Source organism: Streptomyces pluripotens, from assembly GCF_000802245.2.
Lineage (GTDB): Bacteria > Actinomycetota > Actinomycetes > Streptomycetales > Streptomycetaceae > Streptomyces > Streptomyces pluripotens.
Genome location: NZ_CP021080.1, coordinates 4,323,869 through 4,339,420, shown reverse-complemented (window position 1 = coordinate 4,339,420; position 15,552 = coordinate 4,323,869). Strand labels below are relative to the sequence as shown.

Sequence of the window (15,552 nt, the reverse complement as noted above, 5' to 3'; positions counted from 1 at the left end):
CGTGCCCGGCCACCCTGATCCAGGTCGACGAGCCCTCCGCCTGCGCGGCGGCCGGGTCGCCGGCGGTGCCGCCGCAGGGCACGCCTCAGACGACCGTCGCCCCCGCCACCGGCCCCGCAGCCGTCCGTACGGTCCGGCACGTCCCCGACCCCCGCAGTGCCCGTGCGACCTTCTCGGCCGTCCCGGGATCCCGCACGAGGAAGGCCGTGGTCGGCCCGGATCCGGAGACCAGCGCGGTGAGCGCGCCCGCCGCACGCCCCGCGTCCAAGGTGTCGGCCAGCTCCGGGAAGAGGGACAGGGCGGCCGGCTGGAGATCGTTGGAGACGGCGGCTGCCAGCGCTTCGGGGTCGCCCTTCGCGAGCGCTTCCAGCAGATCAGGGGAGGCCACCGGCCCGGGAATCTCCCGCCCCTCTGCGAGCCGGTCGAACTCTCGGAAGACCGCAGGTGTGGACAGCCCGCGTCCGGCCATCGCGAACACCCAGTGGAACGTGCCGCCGGTCTCCAGAGCAGTCAGCCGCTCGCCGCGCCCGATACCGAGGGCCGCACCGCCCACCAGGCTGAACGGCACATCGCTTCCCAACTCGGCGCAGATGGCAAGGAGTTCGGCGCGGGACGCGCCGGCGTTCCACAGCGCGTTGCAGGCGAGCAGCGCGCCCGCACCGTCCGCGCTGCCGCCCGCCATCCCGCCAGCGACCGGGATGTCCTTGGCGATGTGGAGGTGCACGGTCGGTGCGATGCCCCGCCGCTCAGCGAGGGCGATCGCGGCGCGTGCGGCGAGGTTGCCACGGTCCAACGGGACCTGGTCGGCGTCCGGGCCCTCGCAGGTGACCCGCAGTTCGTCGGCCGGGGAGACGGTGACCTCGTCGTACAGACCGACGGCGAGGAACACGTTCGCGAGGTCGTGGTACCCGTCGGGGCGGGCGGCGCCGACCGCGAGCTGGACGTTGACCTTGGCCGGCACCCGTACCGTGACGCTCACTTGCCCATCTCCCCGTGTTCCGCGATCCGCGCGAACTCCTCCACGGTCAGCGACTCCCCGCGCGCCTGCGGCGAGATCCCGGCCGCGACCAGCGCTGCCTCCGCCGCAGGGGCGGAACCGGCCCATCCGGCGAGCGCCGCCCGCAGGGTCTTGCGGCGCTGCGCGAACGCCGCGTCGACGACGGCGAAGACCTCCTTCTTGGAGGCGGTCGTCCGGATCGGCTCGGCCCGCCGGACGAGGGAGACCAGCCCGCTGTCGACGTTCGGTGCGGGCCAGAAGACGTTGCGGCCGATGGCGCCGGCCCGCCTCACCTCGGCGTACCAGTTGGCCTTCACCGACGGTACGCCGTACACCCTGGAGCCCGGCCGGGCAGCGAGTCGGTCGGCGACCTCGGCCTGCACCATCACCAGCGTCCGCTCGATGCCGGGGAAGGTGTCGAGCATGTGCAGCAGCACGGGCACGGCGACGTTGTACGGAAGGTTCGCCACCAGCGCGGTCGGCGCGGGGCCCGGCAGTTCGGTGATGTGCATCGCGTCGGAGTGGACCAGTGCGAATCGGTCGGCGCGCTCCGGCATGCGTGCGGCCACGGTCGCGGGCAGCGCGGCGGCGAGGACGTCGTCGATCTCGACGGCGGTGACCCGGTCGGCGACCTCCAGCAACGCGAGCGTGAGGGAGCCCAACCCCGGGCCGACCTCGACGACCACGTCGTCGGGCCGGACCTCGGCGGTGCGGACGATACGGCGGACCGTGTTGGCGTCGATCACGAAGTTCTGGCCGCGCTGCTTGGTGGGACGGACGCCGAGCGCTGCCGCGAGTTCGCGGACGTCGGCCGGGCCGAGGAGGGCATCGGAGGTGGGGCTGCTCACGGGACAAGGGTACGGGGCGGACCGGGCCCCCTTCGCCCGGTGCCGGGAGGTGGGTGTCGGGGGTCCGGCACCGCGTTCCGGACCCCCGACACCCGACGCCTCGACCCGCGGCCACCGGCCGGCGGTCACCGATCCGCGGTCACTGGTCCGCAGTCCTCAGCCGAGGGTCCCCGGGTCCCAGTCCTTCAGTGCTCACCACGTCCACGTCCTGCGGTCCGTGCCTCACCCGTGCAGGCGCGCCCCGCAATGCGGCCAGGGGCTCGCACCGCGGCGCACGTACAGCTTCTTCGCGCGGTACGTCTGTTCCTCAGCCGCCGCGTCCTGCGGGCGCCCACTGCCGCCGAGGCTGTGCCAGGTGTGCGTGTCGAACTGGTAGAGCCCGCCGTACGTCCCCGAGGGGTCGACCGCGTGCGGGCGGCCACCGGACTCGCAGGCGGCGAGGCCGCCCCAGTTGAGGTGGTCGGCGCCGTGCACGGAACGCGGCAGCGGCTTGGTACCCACCAGCACCACCCGCTTGCGCGGCCGGCGCACCACCTCGGACTTCTCCCGACGCGGCTTCTGCCGAACCCCGTTGACGGTGCGCAGGAGGTAGGTGGTCCGGCGCAGCCCGGGCCGACCGGGGTCGGTGACGACCTCGGTGCCCCTGAAGAGAGAAGGGTCTTCGGTCCGCTCGACTTCGAACGGGATCTGCTCCTCGCGGACCTCCCGGGTGCCACGCACCCGCAGTACGGTCACCGTCTGTCCGTCGCGCGGGAAACTGCCGGGCGGGGCGGAGGTGGTGTCCTGGCCTCGTAGAGCGATCCCGGCCTCCTCAACCGCCTCACGAACGGTGGCCGCGTTGGTGCGGATGGTGCGGGCCCGGCCGTCCGCCATGATCGTGACGGCCCGTTCGGTGCGCACGTCGAGCGCGAGCCCGGCGCGTCCGATGCTCCGGGAGCGCGAGGTGGACAGGTACGCGCCCTCCGCACGCACTCCCAGCTCGTCGAGGGCTCCCTCCACCGTGCTCGCCGTCGTCCACACCTCGTGCCGCCTGCCGTCCAGCGTGAGCCGTACGGGACGTCCGTAGCGCACCGCGACCGCGTCGCCGCTGGCGAGCGCCGCGTCGGGGGCGGGCGCGACCACGTCGTGCGCTCCTGCGGGCACGCCCTCCTCGGCGAGCAGTTCACTCACGTCGTCGGCGAAGGTGTGCAGCGTGCGCTGTCTGCCGTCGACGTCCAGCTCGATCACCTTGTCTTTGGCGACGAAGGCGGTGGTGCCGCAGGCCAGGAAGGCCACCACCAGCGCCTGCGGCAGCAGACGGCGCACGGCGGACTCCGGGCGCTCCGCGGAACGGGGCCTGCGCCGACGTGTGGCACGCCGGCCCACTCCACCGCGCGCACCGGGTTGAGGGGCCGCACCAGGTTGACGGGCCGCTTCGCCCGGTGTGCTCCCGCTCTGTCGCGGCAGCACCGGCTCGCTCACGCCTGTGTACCCGGGTGCCGGCACGGAGGCCTTCTGCGCCACCGCCTCGTACGCGGTCCGGTACGTGCCGCCGTGCGGTGCTCCGTACACCGCCCCGTACGGCACGGTCTCCGCGTTGTGCACACCGGGCCCTGCGCCGCCGGGCGTGCCGGACTCGCCGGGTGTGCCGGGCGGCGCGCTGCGGGGGCCGTACGCCGCGTAGGTCTCGTACTGTGAATCGCTCACGCCGACATGCTCCAGAGGGCCAGAGGGGTCCGGATTCCGGAATCGGGCCCCAAGAACCTAGCGGAGCGACGGTCACTCTCCAAAGCGGCTCGGCTACGTACCGTTGTGCCGCGAACGCGCGCTCAGTAGCCGAACGCGCGGGCGGTGTTCGCGCCGAGCGCCGTCGCCAGCGCGTCTTCGCCGAAGCCGCGCACGGCAGCCATTGCGCGCACCGTGACCGGCACGAGGTAGGGGGCGTTGGGCCGCCCCCGGTACGGAACCGGGGTCAGGAAGGGCGCGTCGGTCTCCACCAGGATCAGTTCCAGCGGGGCGACGGCGAGCGCGTCCCGCAGGTTCCCGGCGTTCTTGAAGGTGACGTTGCCGGCGAAGGACATGAAGTAGCCCTCGCGGGCGCAGGTCCGGGCCATCTCGGCGTCGCCCGAGTAGCAGTGGAAGACGGTGCGCTCCGGGGCGCCCTCCTCCTTCAGGACGCGCAGGACGTCGGCGTGGGCGTCCCGGTCGTGGATGACGAGCGCTTTGCCGTGCCGCTTGGCGATCTCGATGTGGGCGCGGAAGGACCGCTCCTGCGCGGCCTTGCCCTCGGGCCCGGTGCGGAAGTAGTCCAGCCCGGTCTCGCCGACGCCCTTCACCTGGGGCAGCACGGCCAACCGCTCGATCTCGGCCAGGGCGTCGTCCAGCGCACCGTCTCCACCCGCCTCGCGTGCGCCCTGCCGGGACCATCCGTCGGGGTCGCCGTGGACGATGCGCGGGGCCTCGTTGGGGTGCAGGGCGACCGTGGCGTGGACGCTGTCGTACGCGGCGGCGGTCTGCGCCGCCCACCGCGAGCCGTTGAGGTCGCAGCCGACCTGTACGACCGTGGTGACGCCCACCGACGCTGCCTTCGCCAGCCCCTCCTCGACCGTGCCGGACTGCATGTCGAGGTGCGTGTGGGAGTCGGCGACGGGCACCTGGAGGGGGGCCGGGAGCGGCGGTGCCGCGTTCTTGTCGTCCGTGGTGGTCTGGCCGGCGTTCGAAGGCATGCCCCGATCCTACGAAAGGGGCATGCCACCGCGGTCCGGTGAGCCGTTCAGCTCGCCTTGCGCTGGAACGGATGCAGGAGATCGGACAGGTGCCAGTGGCGGGACTCCCTGCGCTGCGCAGGCACGTCCGGGACCTCGATCGGGCCCGCCAGGGGCACTCGGTGGTGCCGATCCGCCGAGCCGCGCACCGACGAGACCCGTCCGGCGCGCATGATCCGCAGGACTCGGCCATCGCAGTTCTGGCAGTTGGGCCGGCTCAGCGGCGACGGTACGAACCGGCCGTCGGTGACGTACTGCACGAACTGGTGCCCGTCGGCGTCCGTGTGGTGCTCTATCTCGTACGACTGCTCCCAGCCGTGCCCGCAACTCATGCAGGCGAAGGAATACGACTCGTGAACGACGGCTGCGGCCGTACCGCGGAGGCCGGTCTGCCCTGCGATCTCACTCATGCCAGCTCCTCTTGTCCGCTGGACAAGCGCCCCGGCACGGGGAACCCCCCGGAACCCCATGGGGCGAGGGACGGGTGCGTCCCTTTGACCAGTGGACGCTTCTCCCGGCGCGAATGCATCCGGCCTGTCGAGTATTGGATGCGATTTGGGCGTTTCTTGCCAAAACGGCCGCGGCGGCAGCCTCTCCGCTTTGCCTTTGGCGACAGCCTTTTGCCCGCTCATGGGGCATGCGCTCACCCGAGAACACCCCTGCTCAGAGGTCGTTTTTCGCCCGTCTGACGCTCTTCGGCGAGGCTCTTTGGCAGGGAACGGGACCGGAGGGGAACGGGACCGGAGGGGAACGGGGCGCGCCCAGGCAGAAACGAGTCCCGGCCGGAAGTCAGGCTGTTGTGCGGGAGGTGGGCTCTCGCACAGGACAGGCCCGGAGACAGGCAGCAGGCCCGGGGACGGCCCGGCCCGACAGCAGGGCCGTCCCCGGACCGGGTCACTCAGCGGAGCGCTTGGCCGCCACCACCGCGTCGAACACCACCCGCTTGGGCAGCCCCGCCTCCACCGCCACCGCCGCGATGGCCTCCTTGCGGCGTTCGCCGGCCTCCTCTCGCACCCGGACCCGGCGGACCAGTTCCCCGGCGTCGAGCGCTTCGGGCCCGGCCTCGGGGGCGCCCTCGACCACCACGGTGATCTCCCCTCGAACGCCGTCCGCGGCCCACCGGGCCAGTTCGGCGAGCGGACCGCGCCGTACCTCCTCGTAGGTCTTGGTGAGCTCGCGGCAGACGGCGGCCCGCCGCTCCGCACCAAAGACCTCGGCCATGGCGGCGAGCGTGTCGTCGAGCCGGTGCGGGGCCTCGAAGTACACCAGTGTCCGCCGCTCGTCCGCGACCTCCCGCAGTCGCGACAATCGCTCGCCCGCCTTGCGCGGCAGGAACCCCTCGAAGCAGAACCGGTCGACGGGCAGCCCGGACAGCGCTAGCGCGGTCAGGACTGCGGACGGCCCGGGCACGGCGGTGACCCGGATGTCCTTGTCCACGGCCGCCGCGACCAACCGGTACCCCGGGTCGGAGACCGAGGGCATCCCCGCATCGGTCACCAGCAGCACGCGTGCCCCGCCGAGCAGTTCCTCCACCAGTTCCGGCGTCCGGGCGGACTCGTTGCCCTCGAAGTAGGACACGACCCGCCCCTGGGGCGTGACACCCAGCGCCTGGGTGAGCCGGCGCAACCGCCGGGTGTCCTCGGCCGCGACCACGTCGGCGCCCGCCAGCTCCTCGGCCAGCCGGGGCGGCGCGTCCGCGATGTCGCCGATGGGAGTACCTGCGAGGACAAGGGTTCCAGTCACGCCCCCATCCTCCCAGGAGAGTGGGCGCCGGCCTGCGGTCCCCCGGGAAACGGGGGAAACCGACCGGCTCACGACCGGTAGCGCACATGCGCGGGACTCGCACAGCGCCGTTCCCTACGATGGCGCGGTGACCAGTACCGCGTCCTCCATGGACCACCTCCGGCAGGACCAGGCACCGCACGACCGGCGGCCGTCGTGGCAGCGGCGGCTGCGGCGCTACGGGTACACACCGGCCGGGGAGGCGCCCACGGACGACGTGCGCGACCGGCTCGTGCCCCCATACGCCGAGCCGAGCCCCCGCCTGTGGCAGGTCCTCGGCGTGCCACCGGTCCTCGCCGAGCGGATCACCCGCTGGTCGGGGTGGGGCGGCCCGCTCCTGGTGACACTGATGGCGGGCCTGATGCGGTTCTGGAACCTGGGCAGCCCGCGCGCGGTGATATTCGACGAGACGTACTACGCCAAGGACGCCTGGGCGATCGTCCACCGCGGCTTCGAGGTCAACTGGGACAAGAACGCCAACGACCTGGTCCTGCAGACGCACGGCCATCTGGCGATCCCGACGGACGCGTCCTACGTCGTGCACCCGCCGGTCGGCAAGTACGTCATCGGGCTCGGCGAGCTGGTCTTCGGGTTCAACCCGTTCGGCTGGCGCTTCATGACGGCCCTGCTGGGGACGCTGAGCGTACTGCTGCTGTGCCGGATCGGGCGCCGGATCTTCCGCTCGACGTTCCTCGGCTGTCTGGCGGGCGCGCTGCTGGCGGTGGACGGGCTGCACTTCGTGATGAGCCGGACCTCACTGCTCGACGGTGTGCTGATGTTCTTCGTGGTGGCCGCGTTCGGCTGCCTGATCCTCGACCGGGACCGGTCACGGAAGAAACTGGCCGATGCGCTGCCGGCCGGCCCCGACGGTCGGGTCCGCCCGAACGCGCACCTCTCCGACACCTTCCGCTTCGGCCTGCGGCCCTGGCGCTGGGCGGCCGGGCTGCTCCTGGGCCTGGCCGCCGCCACCAAGTGGAACGGCCTGTTCTTCCTGGCCGCGTTCTGCGTGATGACCCTCCTGTGGGACGTCGGCGCGCGCAAGGTGGCCGGCGCCCGTCACCCGTACACCGCGGTTCTCAAGTACGACACCGGCCTCGCCTTCCTGGCCACTGTCCCGGTGGCGCTCGTCGTGTACGTCGCCTCCTGGACCGGCTGGATCCTCTCCCCCACCGACGGCACCGGCGGCTACTTCCGCAACTGGGCGGCCACCGCCGGCAAGGGCGGCTCCTGGACCTTCCTGCCGGACTGGTTGCGCAGCCTGTGGCACTACGAGCACGAGGTGTACGAGTTCAACATCCACCTGACGTCCCCGCACACCTACCAGTCCAACCCGTGGAGCTGGATCGTGCTGGGCCGCCCGGTGTCGTATTTCTACCAGTCCCCGGCCCCGGGCACCGATGGTTGCCCGGCGGACGCCGGCCAGAAGTGCGCGCGGGAGGTACTGGCGATCGGCACGCCGTTGCTGTGGTGGGCGGCCTGCATCGCGATCCTGTACGTGCTGTGGCGCTGGGCGTTCCGCCGCGACTGGCGCGCCGGTGCCATCGCATGCGGGATCGCGGCCGGTTATCTTCCCTGGTTCCATTACCAGGAGCGGACGATCTTCCTCTTCTACGCGGTCGTCTTCGTACCGTTCCTGTGTCTGGCGGTGGCGATGCTGATCGGTGCGATCGTCGGTCCGCCGGGCTCCAGCGACACCCGTCGGGTGATCGGCGCGTCGGCGGCGGGCGTGCTGGTGCTGCTGATCGCCTGGAACTTCATCTTCTTCTGGCCTCTGTACACCGGCACCCCGATCCCGCTCGACGAGTGGCAGTCGCGGATGTGGCTGGACACCTGGGTCTAGCTGGGCGGACACGGCGCGGGAGCGTGGCGGCTTCAGCGGGCGTGACCGGCGGGCGGCTCCGGCGCGGTGCCGTCGAGCCGGTCGACGAGAATCATCGCCACGTCGTCCGTCAGGTCACCCCCGGTGTGGCGGGTCAACCTCAGGTGCAGTTGCTCCAGGAATTCCGGCGGGGTGGTGCTGTCGTGTATCCCCTCCATGGTCTCCGGCAGGGCGAAGAACTCGTTGCCCCGGTTGCGGGCCTCGATGACACCGTCGGTGTAGAGCAGCAGGCGGTCGCCAGGGAGGAACGGGTAGGTCTCGGGTTCGGCGGGAGGACCGAGGTCTTCCAGGCCGAGCGGCGGCGACGGCGTGGAGGGCATCAGCGCCGTGGCTCTGCCCCGGTGTAGCAGCAGCGGCGGGGGGTGGCCGCGATTCACCAGTTGCACCACGGATTCGTCGGGCACCTGGGCGATGAGAGCGGTGGTGAACCCCTCCAGCAGGATGTCCGAGTCATGCGCGGCCGACGCGGCGACCGCCCGTCGGAGCGCGGCCGAGCAGTGGTTCATGACCTCCACCAGGTCGTTCTCGTAGTGCACGGCTTCCCGGAACGCCCCCACCGCCACCGCGACGGCCCGTACCGCGGACAGCCCCTTTCCCCGGACGTCCCCGACGATCATCCGGACGCCGTAGCGCGTCTGCACGGCTTCGTACAGGTCACCGCCCACCTGCGCCCCCGTCCCGGCCGCGAGGCTCAGGCTGCCCGCCAGGAGCGGGCCCAGTCGCGGGGGAACGGGTCGCAGGACGACGTCCTGGGCCGCCACCGCGATCCGGCGGACTTGGTCGAGCTCTCTCTGCCGGCGTGCCTGCACGGCGCGGCTGGTGACGAGACCGGCAGCGGTCACCAGGGCCAGAGCCAGAAAATTGGTATAGACCTGCAGAGTGCCCCAGGCCTGGTTGTACGTCGCGGTGGTCACACTGATCGCCAGTGCGAGCAGCGCCGCCGCGGCGGTGCCCCTAGGGCCCATCGTCACCGCCGCCAGCGCCGGTACCGCGGTGAGGAAGGGGCCGGTGTAGATGAAGTGCGCAGGCGTGAGCTCGATGACCAGCACGGCCAGCGCAATCAGGAAGGGCACGCACTGCATCAGCGCGAAGAGGACCCGGCCGTGCCCGCCCGCTCCCGTCGAGGGAGGTGAGCGCAAGAGCGACTTCATGAACCAAGCCTGCCTCGCCGAGGCCCGCGACTCCACCTCTGCCGGGTTTGCCCCAGGCGGCACGGCGACGAGGCAGGCGGCAGGACCGGACCGTTTGTCGCAGGCGTGCTACGGAACACCATCCGGGGCCACCCGGGAAGGCCGGGACTTTAGGGTGATGGCGTCGTTGGGGAGTGCGAGGGCTGCGGGGACCCTGGGGAAGGCGCGGAGGAACTGAGACCGTGGGCAAGAGAAGGCGCGTCGTCGAGCGACGGAAGACCAGACCCGCTGTGCTCGGCGGGATGATGGCCGTGGTCGTCGGCGCCGGAGTCGGTGTGTACGCGCTGTACGGGGGCGGTGCCGCCGCCGACGAGCGGACGGCCACCACGGCCGCCCACAAGGCCGTCAAGACCGGCCCGCTCACCGCGGCCGAGGTCCGCACGGCAGCCACGCGCTTCCTCACCGCCTGGGAGCAGGGCAAGGTCACCGACGCCGCGGCCGATACCGACGACCCGTCCGCCGCGGGCAAGCTGCTCACGAGCTACGCCAAGGACGCGCACCTGAAGGACGTCGCGCTCACGGCCGGAACAGCCACGGGTAGCAAGGTGCCGTTCTGCGTCAAGGCGACGGTGTCGTACCGGAACCTCACCAAGCCGCTGTCCTACGGCAGCTCCCTCACCGTCGTGCGGCGGGCGAGCGACGGCGAGCCGCTGGTCAAGTGGCGCCCTGCCGTTGTCCACCCGGACCTCAGGAGCGGCGACTCACTGGTCACCGGCGAGACCGGCACCCCACCCGTGATGGCGGTGGACCGTGACGGAGGCGAGCTGACGACCGTCGAGTACCCGTCGCTCGGCACGGTACTGGACGGTCTCCGGGAGAAGTACGGCAAGACGGCCGGCGGCAAAGCAGCCGTCGAGCTGCGCGTGGTCCGCGGCAAGGCGTCCAAGGCGGCCAAGGTGTCCGACAAGACACTCCTGGAGCTGCGCAAGGGCAGCCCGGGCAAGGTGAAGACCACACTCAGTCCCACCCTCCAGGCGGAGGCCGAGCGGCTGGTCGACCGACGGGAGCACGCCTCGGTGGTCGTGCTGCGGCCGTCGACGGGCGAGATCCTCGCGGTCGCCAACAGCGGGCACGGCTTCAACGTCGGCTTCCAGGGCGCCCTGGCACCGGGCTCCACGATGAAGATCATCACTTCGTCGCTGCTGATCGAGAAGGGCCTGGCATCGGCGGACAAGGGGCACCCCTGCCCCAAGACGTCCGCCTACGGCGGCTGGAAGTTCCACAACGAGGACGGCTTCGAGATCAAGGGCGGTACGTTCAAGGCGAGCTTCGCCCGCTCCTGCAACACCGCCTTCATCAGTCAGGCGAAGAAACTGGGGAACGGCGACCTGACCAAGCAGGCAGAGCAGGTGTTCGGCCTGTCCATGAACAACTGGGCGATCGGCGTGCCCAGCGTCGATGGCTCGGTGCCGGTGCAGTCAGGGGCCTCAATGGCGGCCTCGCTGATCGGTCAGGGCGGGGTCCGGATGAACCCGTTGAACATGGCCTCGGTGGCGGCCACGGTGAAGTCGGGCTCGTTCCACCAGCCGTACCTGGTATCCCCGTCCGTCGACCACCGCACGCTGGCCACCGCCTCACGCACCCTGTCGGCGGGCACCCTGGCCCAGCTGCGCGAGCTGATGCAGTACACGGCCGCCTACGGCACCGCCGCCGAGGCCATGTCCGGGTTGGGCCCGGACTACGGTGCGAAGACCGGCTCGGCCGAGGTCGACGGGCAGAAGAAGCCGAACGGCTGGTTCACCGCCTACCGCGGCGACCTCGCCGCCGCGGGCGTGGTTCAGGCGGGCGGTCACGGCGGCGACACGGCGGGCCCGATCGTGGCGGCGCTGCTGAAGAAGGGCGGCTGACGGACAGGAGGACCGCTGACCCGGCCGAAGGAACGGGCTGACCCGGCCGGTTCCGGTAGGCCGGGGACGTCAGCTGTGCACGGGTTCGGCAGTGTAGGTCCGGCGTAGAAATCTGAGCAGGGTCTTGGAGTCGAACTGCACCACTTCCACACCGTGGTCCGTATGGAACTCCACGACCGCCTGGACCCGCCCGCACGGCCACACCCGCACGGCACCGCTCTCGGCCGGTGTCCGCAGCCCCCGTTCCAGCAGCGCGCGGGAGAAGGTCCATTCGTGCGGGCCCGGCAGCCTGAACCGGACCGACCGTGGATCGGTGTCGGGGTCGTACCGCAGCACTACGGGTACGGCCCCCGGATCCTCCTCGTCCGTGACGATGTGGGCGCGCGCGTACTGTTCGACTACAGACATCGTACCGCCCTCTCACGCTGTGTGACCTACGTGAAAGCCACGCATCCGCTTTCTCTCTAATGTCGCACATTTTCCGTCCTCCACCCGGCGAGAAGACGAGACCTTGTCTCTCTTGCAAAGAGTTCGCAAGAAGGCTTTAAAATCATCCGGTGCACGTACCAGACGGATTCATCGACGCCCCCACCTCCGCCGTCACCGGAGTGGTCGCCGCCGGCGCCCTCGCGGTGAGCCTGCGTGGCGCCCGCCGCGAACTCGACGACCGGACGGCACCGCTGGCCGGCCTGGTAGCGGCGTTCATCTTCGCCGTACAGATGCTCAACTTCCCGGTCGCGGCCGGGACCAGCGGCCACCTACTGGGTGGTGCGCTCGCCGCGATACTCGTCGGTCCCTACACAGGCGTGCTGTGCGTGTCGGTCGTGCTGCTGATGCAGGGCGTGCTGTTCGCGGACGGCGGGCTGACCGCACTCGGTGTGAACATCACCGACATGGCCATCGTCACCACGGTGGTGTCGTACGCGGTCTTCCGCGGACTGCTCGCCGTGCTGCCCCGCAAGCGGCGCTCGGTGACGATCGCCTCCTTCGCCGCCGCGCTGGTGTCCGTCCCGGCCGCCGCTGTCGTCTTCACCCTGATCTACGCGGCCGGTGGCACCACGGACGTCTCGATCAGCAAGGTGGCGACGGCGATGATCGGTGTGCACGTGCTGATCGGCCTCGGCGAGGCGGTCATCACCGCGCTCACCGTCAGCGCTGTCGTCGCGGTCCGTCCGGACCTGGTGCACGGCGCACGAGGCCTGCGGCAGCGGCTCAAACTGCGCGTGAACGGAGAGCTGGTCGACGCGCCGGCCCTCGCGGCGCCCGCAGCGGCCCGCGCCTCCCGGCGCACGCTGTGGGTGACCGGCCTCGTCACCTCACTCGTCCTCGCCGGTTTCGTCAGCTTCTACGCCTCCGCCGATCCCGACGGCCTGGAGAAGGTCGCGCACGACAAGGGGATCGACAAGAAGGAGGAGGAGCACGCTGCGGCCGGTTCCCCGCTCGCCGGTTACGGGCTCAGGGACGTCTCCGACGCCCGGCTGTCCGGTGGTCTCGCGGGTGTGATCGGCGTCGGTGTCACGGTGGTGGCCGGCAGTGCGGTGTTCTGGGCGGTGCGCAGACGCCGCAGCGCGGGCGTCTCGCCCGCTTCGACGGCGGGCACGGGCGTCTGACGTGGGCGCGGGACACGCACACCGGCTCTACCGGCACGGCCACTCGCCCGTGCACACCCTGCCACCGCACACCAAACTGGCCGCCGCCTTCCTGTTCGTGGTCGTCGTGGTGTCGACCCCGCGCGAGGTGATGTGGGCGTTCGCGCTGTACGCCGTCCTGCTCGCGTTCGTCGCGCACCGCGCGCATGTGCCCGCCGGCTTCCTGCTCAAACGGCTGCTGATCGAGGTGCCGTTCGTGACGTTCGCGGTGCTCATGCCGTTCGTCGCGGAGGGTGAACGGGTGCAGGTGCTCGGCATGTCGCTGAGTGCGAGCGGGCTGTGGGGTGCCTGGAACGTGCTCGCCAAGGGCACCCTCGGTGTGGCCGCCTCGGTGCTGCTGGCCGCCACCACCGAGCTGCGCGAACTGTTGCTCGGCCTCCAGCGGTTGAAGCTGCCGCCGCTGCTCGTGCAGATCGCTTCCTTCATGATCCGCTACGGCGACGTCATCACCGATGAGATGCGCCGGATGCGGATCGCCCGCGAGTCGCGCGGTTTCGAGGCGAAGGGCGTGCGGCACTGGGGCGTGCTCGCCAAGTCGGCCGGCGCGCTGTTCATCCGCTCCTACGAGCGGGGGGAGCGGGTGCACCTGGCCATGATGAGCCGGGGATACGCCGGCTCGATGCCGGTCATCGACGAGGCGACCGCATCCCGGGCGCAGTGGTCGTACGCCCTGGCGCTCCCCTTCACCGCCCTCGTCGTCTGTCTGCTGGGATGGTTCCTGTGACACCTTCATTGGAAGTGGCCGGACTGGCCTTCGCCTATCCGGACGGCCATCAGGCCCTGTTCGGAGTCGACTTCTCCGTCGGGCGCGGCGAACGGGTCGCCCTGCTCGGCCCGAACGGCGCCGGCAAGACGACCCTGGTGCTGCATCTGAACGGCATCCTGAGCGGCGGCACCGGCACGGTGACCGTCGCGGGGCTGCCCGTCGGCAAGCAGCACATGGCCGCCATCCGGCAGCGGGTGGGCATCGTCTTCCAGGACCCCGACGACCAACTGTTCATGCCAACGGTGCGGGAGGACGTGGCGTTCGGGCCGGCCGCCGCCGGGATCAAGGGTGCGGCACTGGAGCAACGGGTGCACCGTGCTCTGGAACAGGTCGGCATGCGGGACTTCGCCGACCGACCACCGCACCACCTGTCCTTCGGTCAGCGCCGGCGCGTGGCCGTGGCGACCGTACTGGCGATGGAACCGGAGATCCTGGTCCTGGACGAACCGTCCTCCAACCTCGACCCGGCATCCCGCCGGGAACTCGCCGACATCCTGCGCTCCTTGGACGTCACGGTCCTCATGGTCACGCACGACCTGCCCTACGCGCTGGAACTGTGCCCGCGCTCGCTGATCCTCAGCGGCGGCGTGATCACGGCGGACGGCCCGACCGGCGAGTTGCTCTCCGACGACGAGCTGATGCGGGCACACCGGCTGGAGCTGCCGTTCGGGTTCGACCCGAAGTCCGTGACAATGGGCGCGTGACGCGTCAAGAAGACCGAGCCGACCGGGGCGCCGCCGGGTCGCTCTTGCTGGACGACCAACTGTGTTTCGCGCTGTACGCGGCCCAGCGGGCTGTGACCGCTGCGTACCGCCCGCATCTGGACGCCCTCGGGCTCACCTACCCGCAGTACCTCGTGCTGCTCGTGCTGTGGGAGCGGGGCGAAACCAGTGTGAAGGAGCTGGCGCGTGCCCTCCGCCTGGACTACGGCACCGTGTCGCCGCTGCTGAAGCGGCTGGAGAGGGCAGGCCTGGTGCGCAGGGAGCGCGCCACGAGCGACGAGCGCTCGGTACTCGTCGCATGCACCGGACAGGGAGAGCAACTCAGGGAACGCGCAGCGCGTGTTCCCGGCGCACTGCTCACCACCACGGGACTCGGCGCACAGGAGGCAGCGCGATTGCGGGAGGAGCTGCGGAAGCTCACCGAGCGCGCCGACACGGCGACCGACTGCCCCTGATGCGCGCGCGGCAGCCCCCACTCGGGCAAGGCAGCCTCCCGGCCCGCACCACACGGACCTGATCCAGGCGACGCGGCCCCGGCTCGCGTGACGCACAGGTCGTCGCCCCCCTGCCCACTCAAGCTGACCTACCGGCCGGTACCTTGTGCGCGATACATTTGCGCGCCACTTATTCCGGGGAGGCCGGCCATGGCCGAGGACACCGCCGTCGACACCCGTCCGACGAAGATCATGTACGTCGCCGAAGCCACTGCCCACGGCGGCCGGGACGGCCACGTCACCAGCCAGGACGGCCGACTGCAACTGAAGGTCGCGATGCCTCCGGAACTGGGCGGCGACGGCAACGGCACCAACCCTGAACAACTGTTCGCGGCCGGCTACAGCTCCTGCTTCCACAACGCGCTCATCCTGGTCGGCAACCGCGCGGGCTACGACCTGACCGGCTCCACGGTGGCGGCGAAGGTGGGCATCGGCCCGAACAGGCATCGCGGCTACGGCCTCGCGGTCGCTCTCAGCATCTCCCTGCCGGTCCTGGACCCGCAGCTGGCGGCCGAGCTGGTGGACGCGGCACACGAGGTATGCCCCTATTCGAACGCGACCCGCGGCAACATCGAGGTAACGATTCTGCTCGGCTGATCCAACCAAGGAATCGCAGGCACACAACCGCCGTTAC

At 71.1% G+C, this 15,552-nt stretch carries 15 protein-coding genes; 7 read left to right on the top strand and 8 right to left on the bottom strand.

Annotation, left to right across the window (positions count from 1 at the left end; genetic code table 11):
* Positions 1 to 85 precede the first annotated feature (85 nt).
* From LK06_RS19715 to rsmI, 6 genes are all read right to left on the bottom strand, one after another.
* Positions 86 to 979, bottom strand: a complete 894-nt coding sequence (locus LK06_RS19715; protein WP_039652664.1) for a 4-(cytidine 5'-diphospho)-2-C-methyl-D-erythritol kinase — start codon at positions 977 to 979, stop codon at positions 86 to 88.
* The gene (gene rsmA, locus LK06_RS19710; RefSeq protein WP_039652662.1) at positions 976 to 1,845 is read right to left on the bottom strand and encodes a 16S rRNA (adenine(1518)-N(6)/adenine(1519)-N(6))-dimethyltransferase RsmA; all 870 of its coding nucleotides are present in this window, start codon (positions 1,843 to 1,845) and stop codon (positions 976 to 978) included. Before rsmA ends, LK06_RS19715 begins: the two co-directional genes overlap by 4 nt.
* A 222-nt stretch (positions 1,846 to 2,067) precedes the next feature.
* Entirely contained in the window at positions 2,068 to 3,531 is a 1,464-nt protein-coding gene (locus LK06_RS19705; RefSeq protein WP_043432353.1) for a resuscitation-promoting factor, read from the bottom strand.
* A gap of 122 nt (positions 3,532 to 3,653) precedes the next feature.
* Entirely contained in the window at positions 3,654 to 4,550 is an 897-nt protein-coding gene (locus LK06_RS19700) for a TatD family hydrolase (protein ID WP_043432355.1), read from the bottom strand.
* 47 nt (positions 4,551 to 4,597) lie between these two features.
* On the bottom strand, positions 4,598 to 4,999 hold the full coding sequence (locus LK06_RS19695) for a hypothetical protein (RefSeq protein WP_039652658.1): 402 nt from the start codon (positions 4,997 to 4,999) through the stop codon (positions 4,598 to 4,600).
* Between the two features lie 484 nt (positions 5,000 to 5,483).
* The gene (gene rsmI / locus LK06_RS19690) at positions 5,484 to 6,332 is read right to left on the bottom strand and encodes a 16S rRNA (cytidine(1402)-2'-O)-methyltransferase (protein ID WP_039652656.1); all 849 of its coding nucleotides are present in this window, start codon (positions 6,330 to 6,332) and stop codon (positions 5,484 to 5,486) included.
* A gap of 127 nt (positions 6,333 to 6,459) precedes the next feature.
* On the opposite strand from rsmI, the gene LK06_RS19685 reads away from it, so the two are divergent.
* Entirely contained in the window at positions 6,460 to 8,211 is a 1,752-nt protein-coding gene (locus LK06_RS19685) for a dolichyl-phosphate-mannose--protein mannosyltransferase (protein ID WP_039652655.1), read from the top strand.
* Positions 8,212 to 8,243: 32 nt separating this feature from the next.
* Here the strand turns inward: LK06_RS19685 and LK06_RS19680 are convergent, their stop codons facing one another.
* On the bottom strand, positions 8,244 to 9,401 hold the full coding sequence (locus LK06_RS19680; protein ID WP_039652653.1) for a PP2C family protein-serine/threonine phosphatase: 1,158 nt from the start codon (positions 9,399 to 9,401) through the stop codon (positions 8,244 to 8,246).
* Between the two features lie 221 nt (positions 9,402 to 9,622).
* Between LK06_RS19680 and LK06_RS19675 the strand changes: the two genes are divergently transcribed.
* A complete protein-coding gene (locus LK06_RS19675; RefSeq protein ID WP_043432356.1) occupies positions 9,623 to 11,287 on the top strand; it encodes a penicillin-binding transpeptidase domain-containing protein in 1,665 nt (554 codons plus the stop codon).
* Between the two features lie 69 nt (positions 11,288 to 11,356).
* Here the strand turns inward: LK06_RS19675 and LK06_RS19670 are convergent, their stop codons facing one another.
* The gene (locus tag LK06_RS19670) at positions 11,357 to 11,695 is read right to left on the bottom strand and encodes an SsgA family sporulation/cell division regulator (RefSeq protein WP_039652651.1); all 339 of its coding nucleotides are present in this window, start codon (positions 11,693 to 11,695) and stop codon (positions 11,357 to 11,359) included.
* A 149-nt stretch (positions 11,696 to 11,844) separates the two neighbouring features.
* Between LK06_RS19670 and LK06_RS19665 the strand changes: the two genes are divergently transcribed.
* The 5 genes from LK06_RS19665 (at position 11,845) to LK06_RS19645 (ending at position 15,515) form a co-directional block, all read left to right on the top strand.
* Positions 11,845 to 12,897 carry an energy-coupling factor ABC transporter permease gene (locus LK06_RS19665; protein ID WP_043406248.1) on the top strand — a complete coding sequence of 351 codons (1,053 nt, stop codon included), beginning with the start codon at positions 11,845 to 11,847 and terminating at the stop codon, positions 12,895 to 12,897.
* Position 12,898: 1 nt separating this feature from the next.
* Complete coding sequence (gene cbiQ / locus LK06_RS19660) at positions 12,899 to 13,660, top strand: cobalt ECF transporter T component CbiQ (protein ID WP_039652649.1); 762 nt, start codon at positions 12,899 to 12,901, stop codon at positions 13,658 to 13,660.
* The gene (locus tag LK06_RS19655; protein WP_039652648.1) at positions 13,648 to 14,406 is read left to right on the top strand and encodes an energy-coupling factor ABC transporter ATP-binding protein; all 759 of its coding nucleotides are present in this window, start codon (positions 13,648 to 13,650) and stop codon (positions 14,404 to 14,406) included. Before cbiQ ends, LK06_RS19655 begins: the two co-directional genes overlap by 13 nt.
* A complete protein-coding gene (locus tag LK06_RS19650) occupies positions 14,403 to 14,879 on the top strand; it encodes a MarR family winged helix-turn-helix transcriptional regulator (protein ID WP_052318842.1) in 477 nt (158 codons plus the stop codon). Before LK06_RS19655 ends, LK06_RS19650 begins: the two co-directional genes overlap by 4 nt.
* Before the next feature lie 189 nt (positions 14,880 to 15,068).
* On the top strand, positions 15,069 to 15,515 hold the full coding sequence (locus tag LK06_RS19645) for an organic hydroperoxide resistance protein (RefSeq protein WP_039652646.1): 447 nt from the start codon (positions 15,069 to 15,071) through the stop codon (positions 15,513 to 15,515).
* Positions 15,516 to 15,552: the final 37 nt, after the last annotated feature.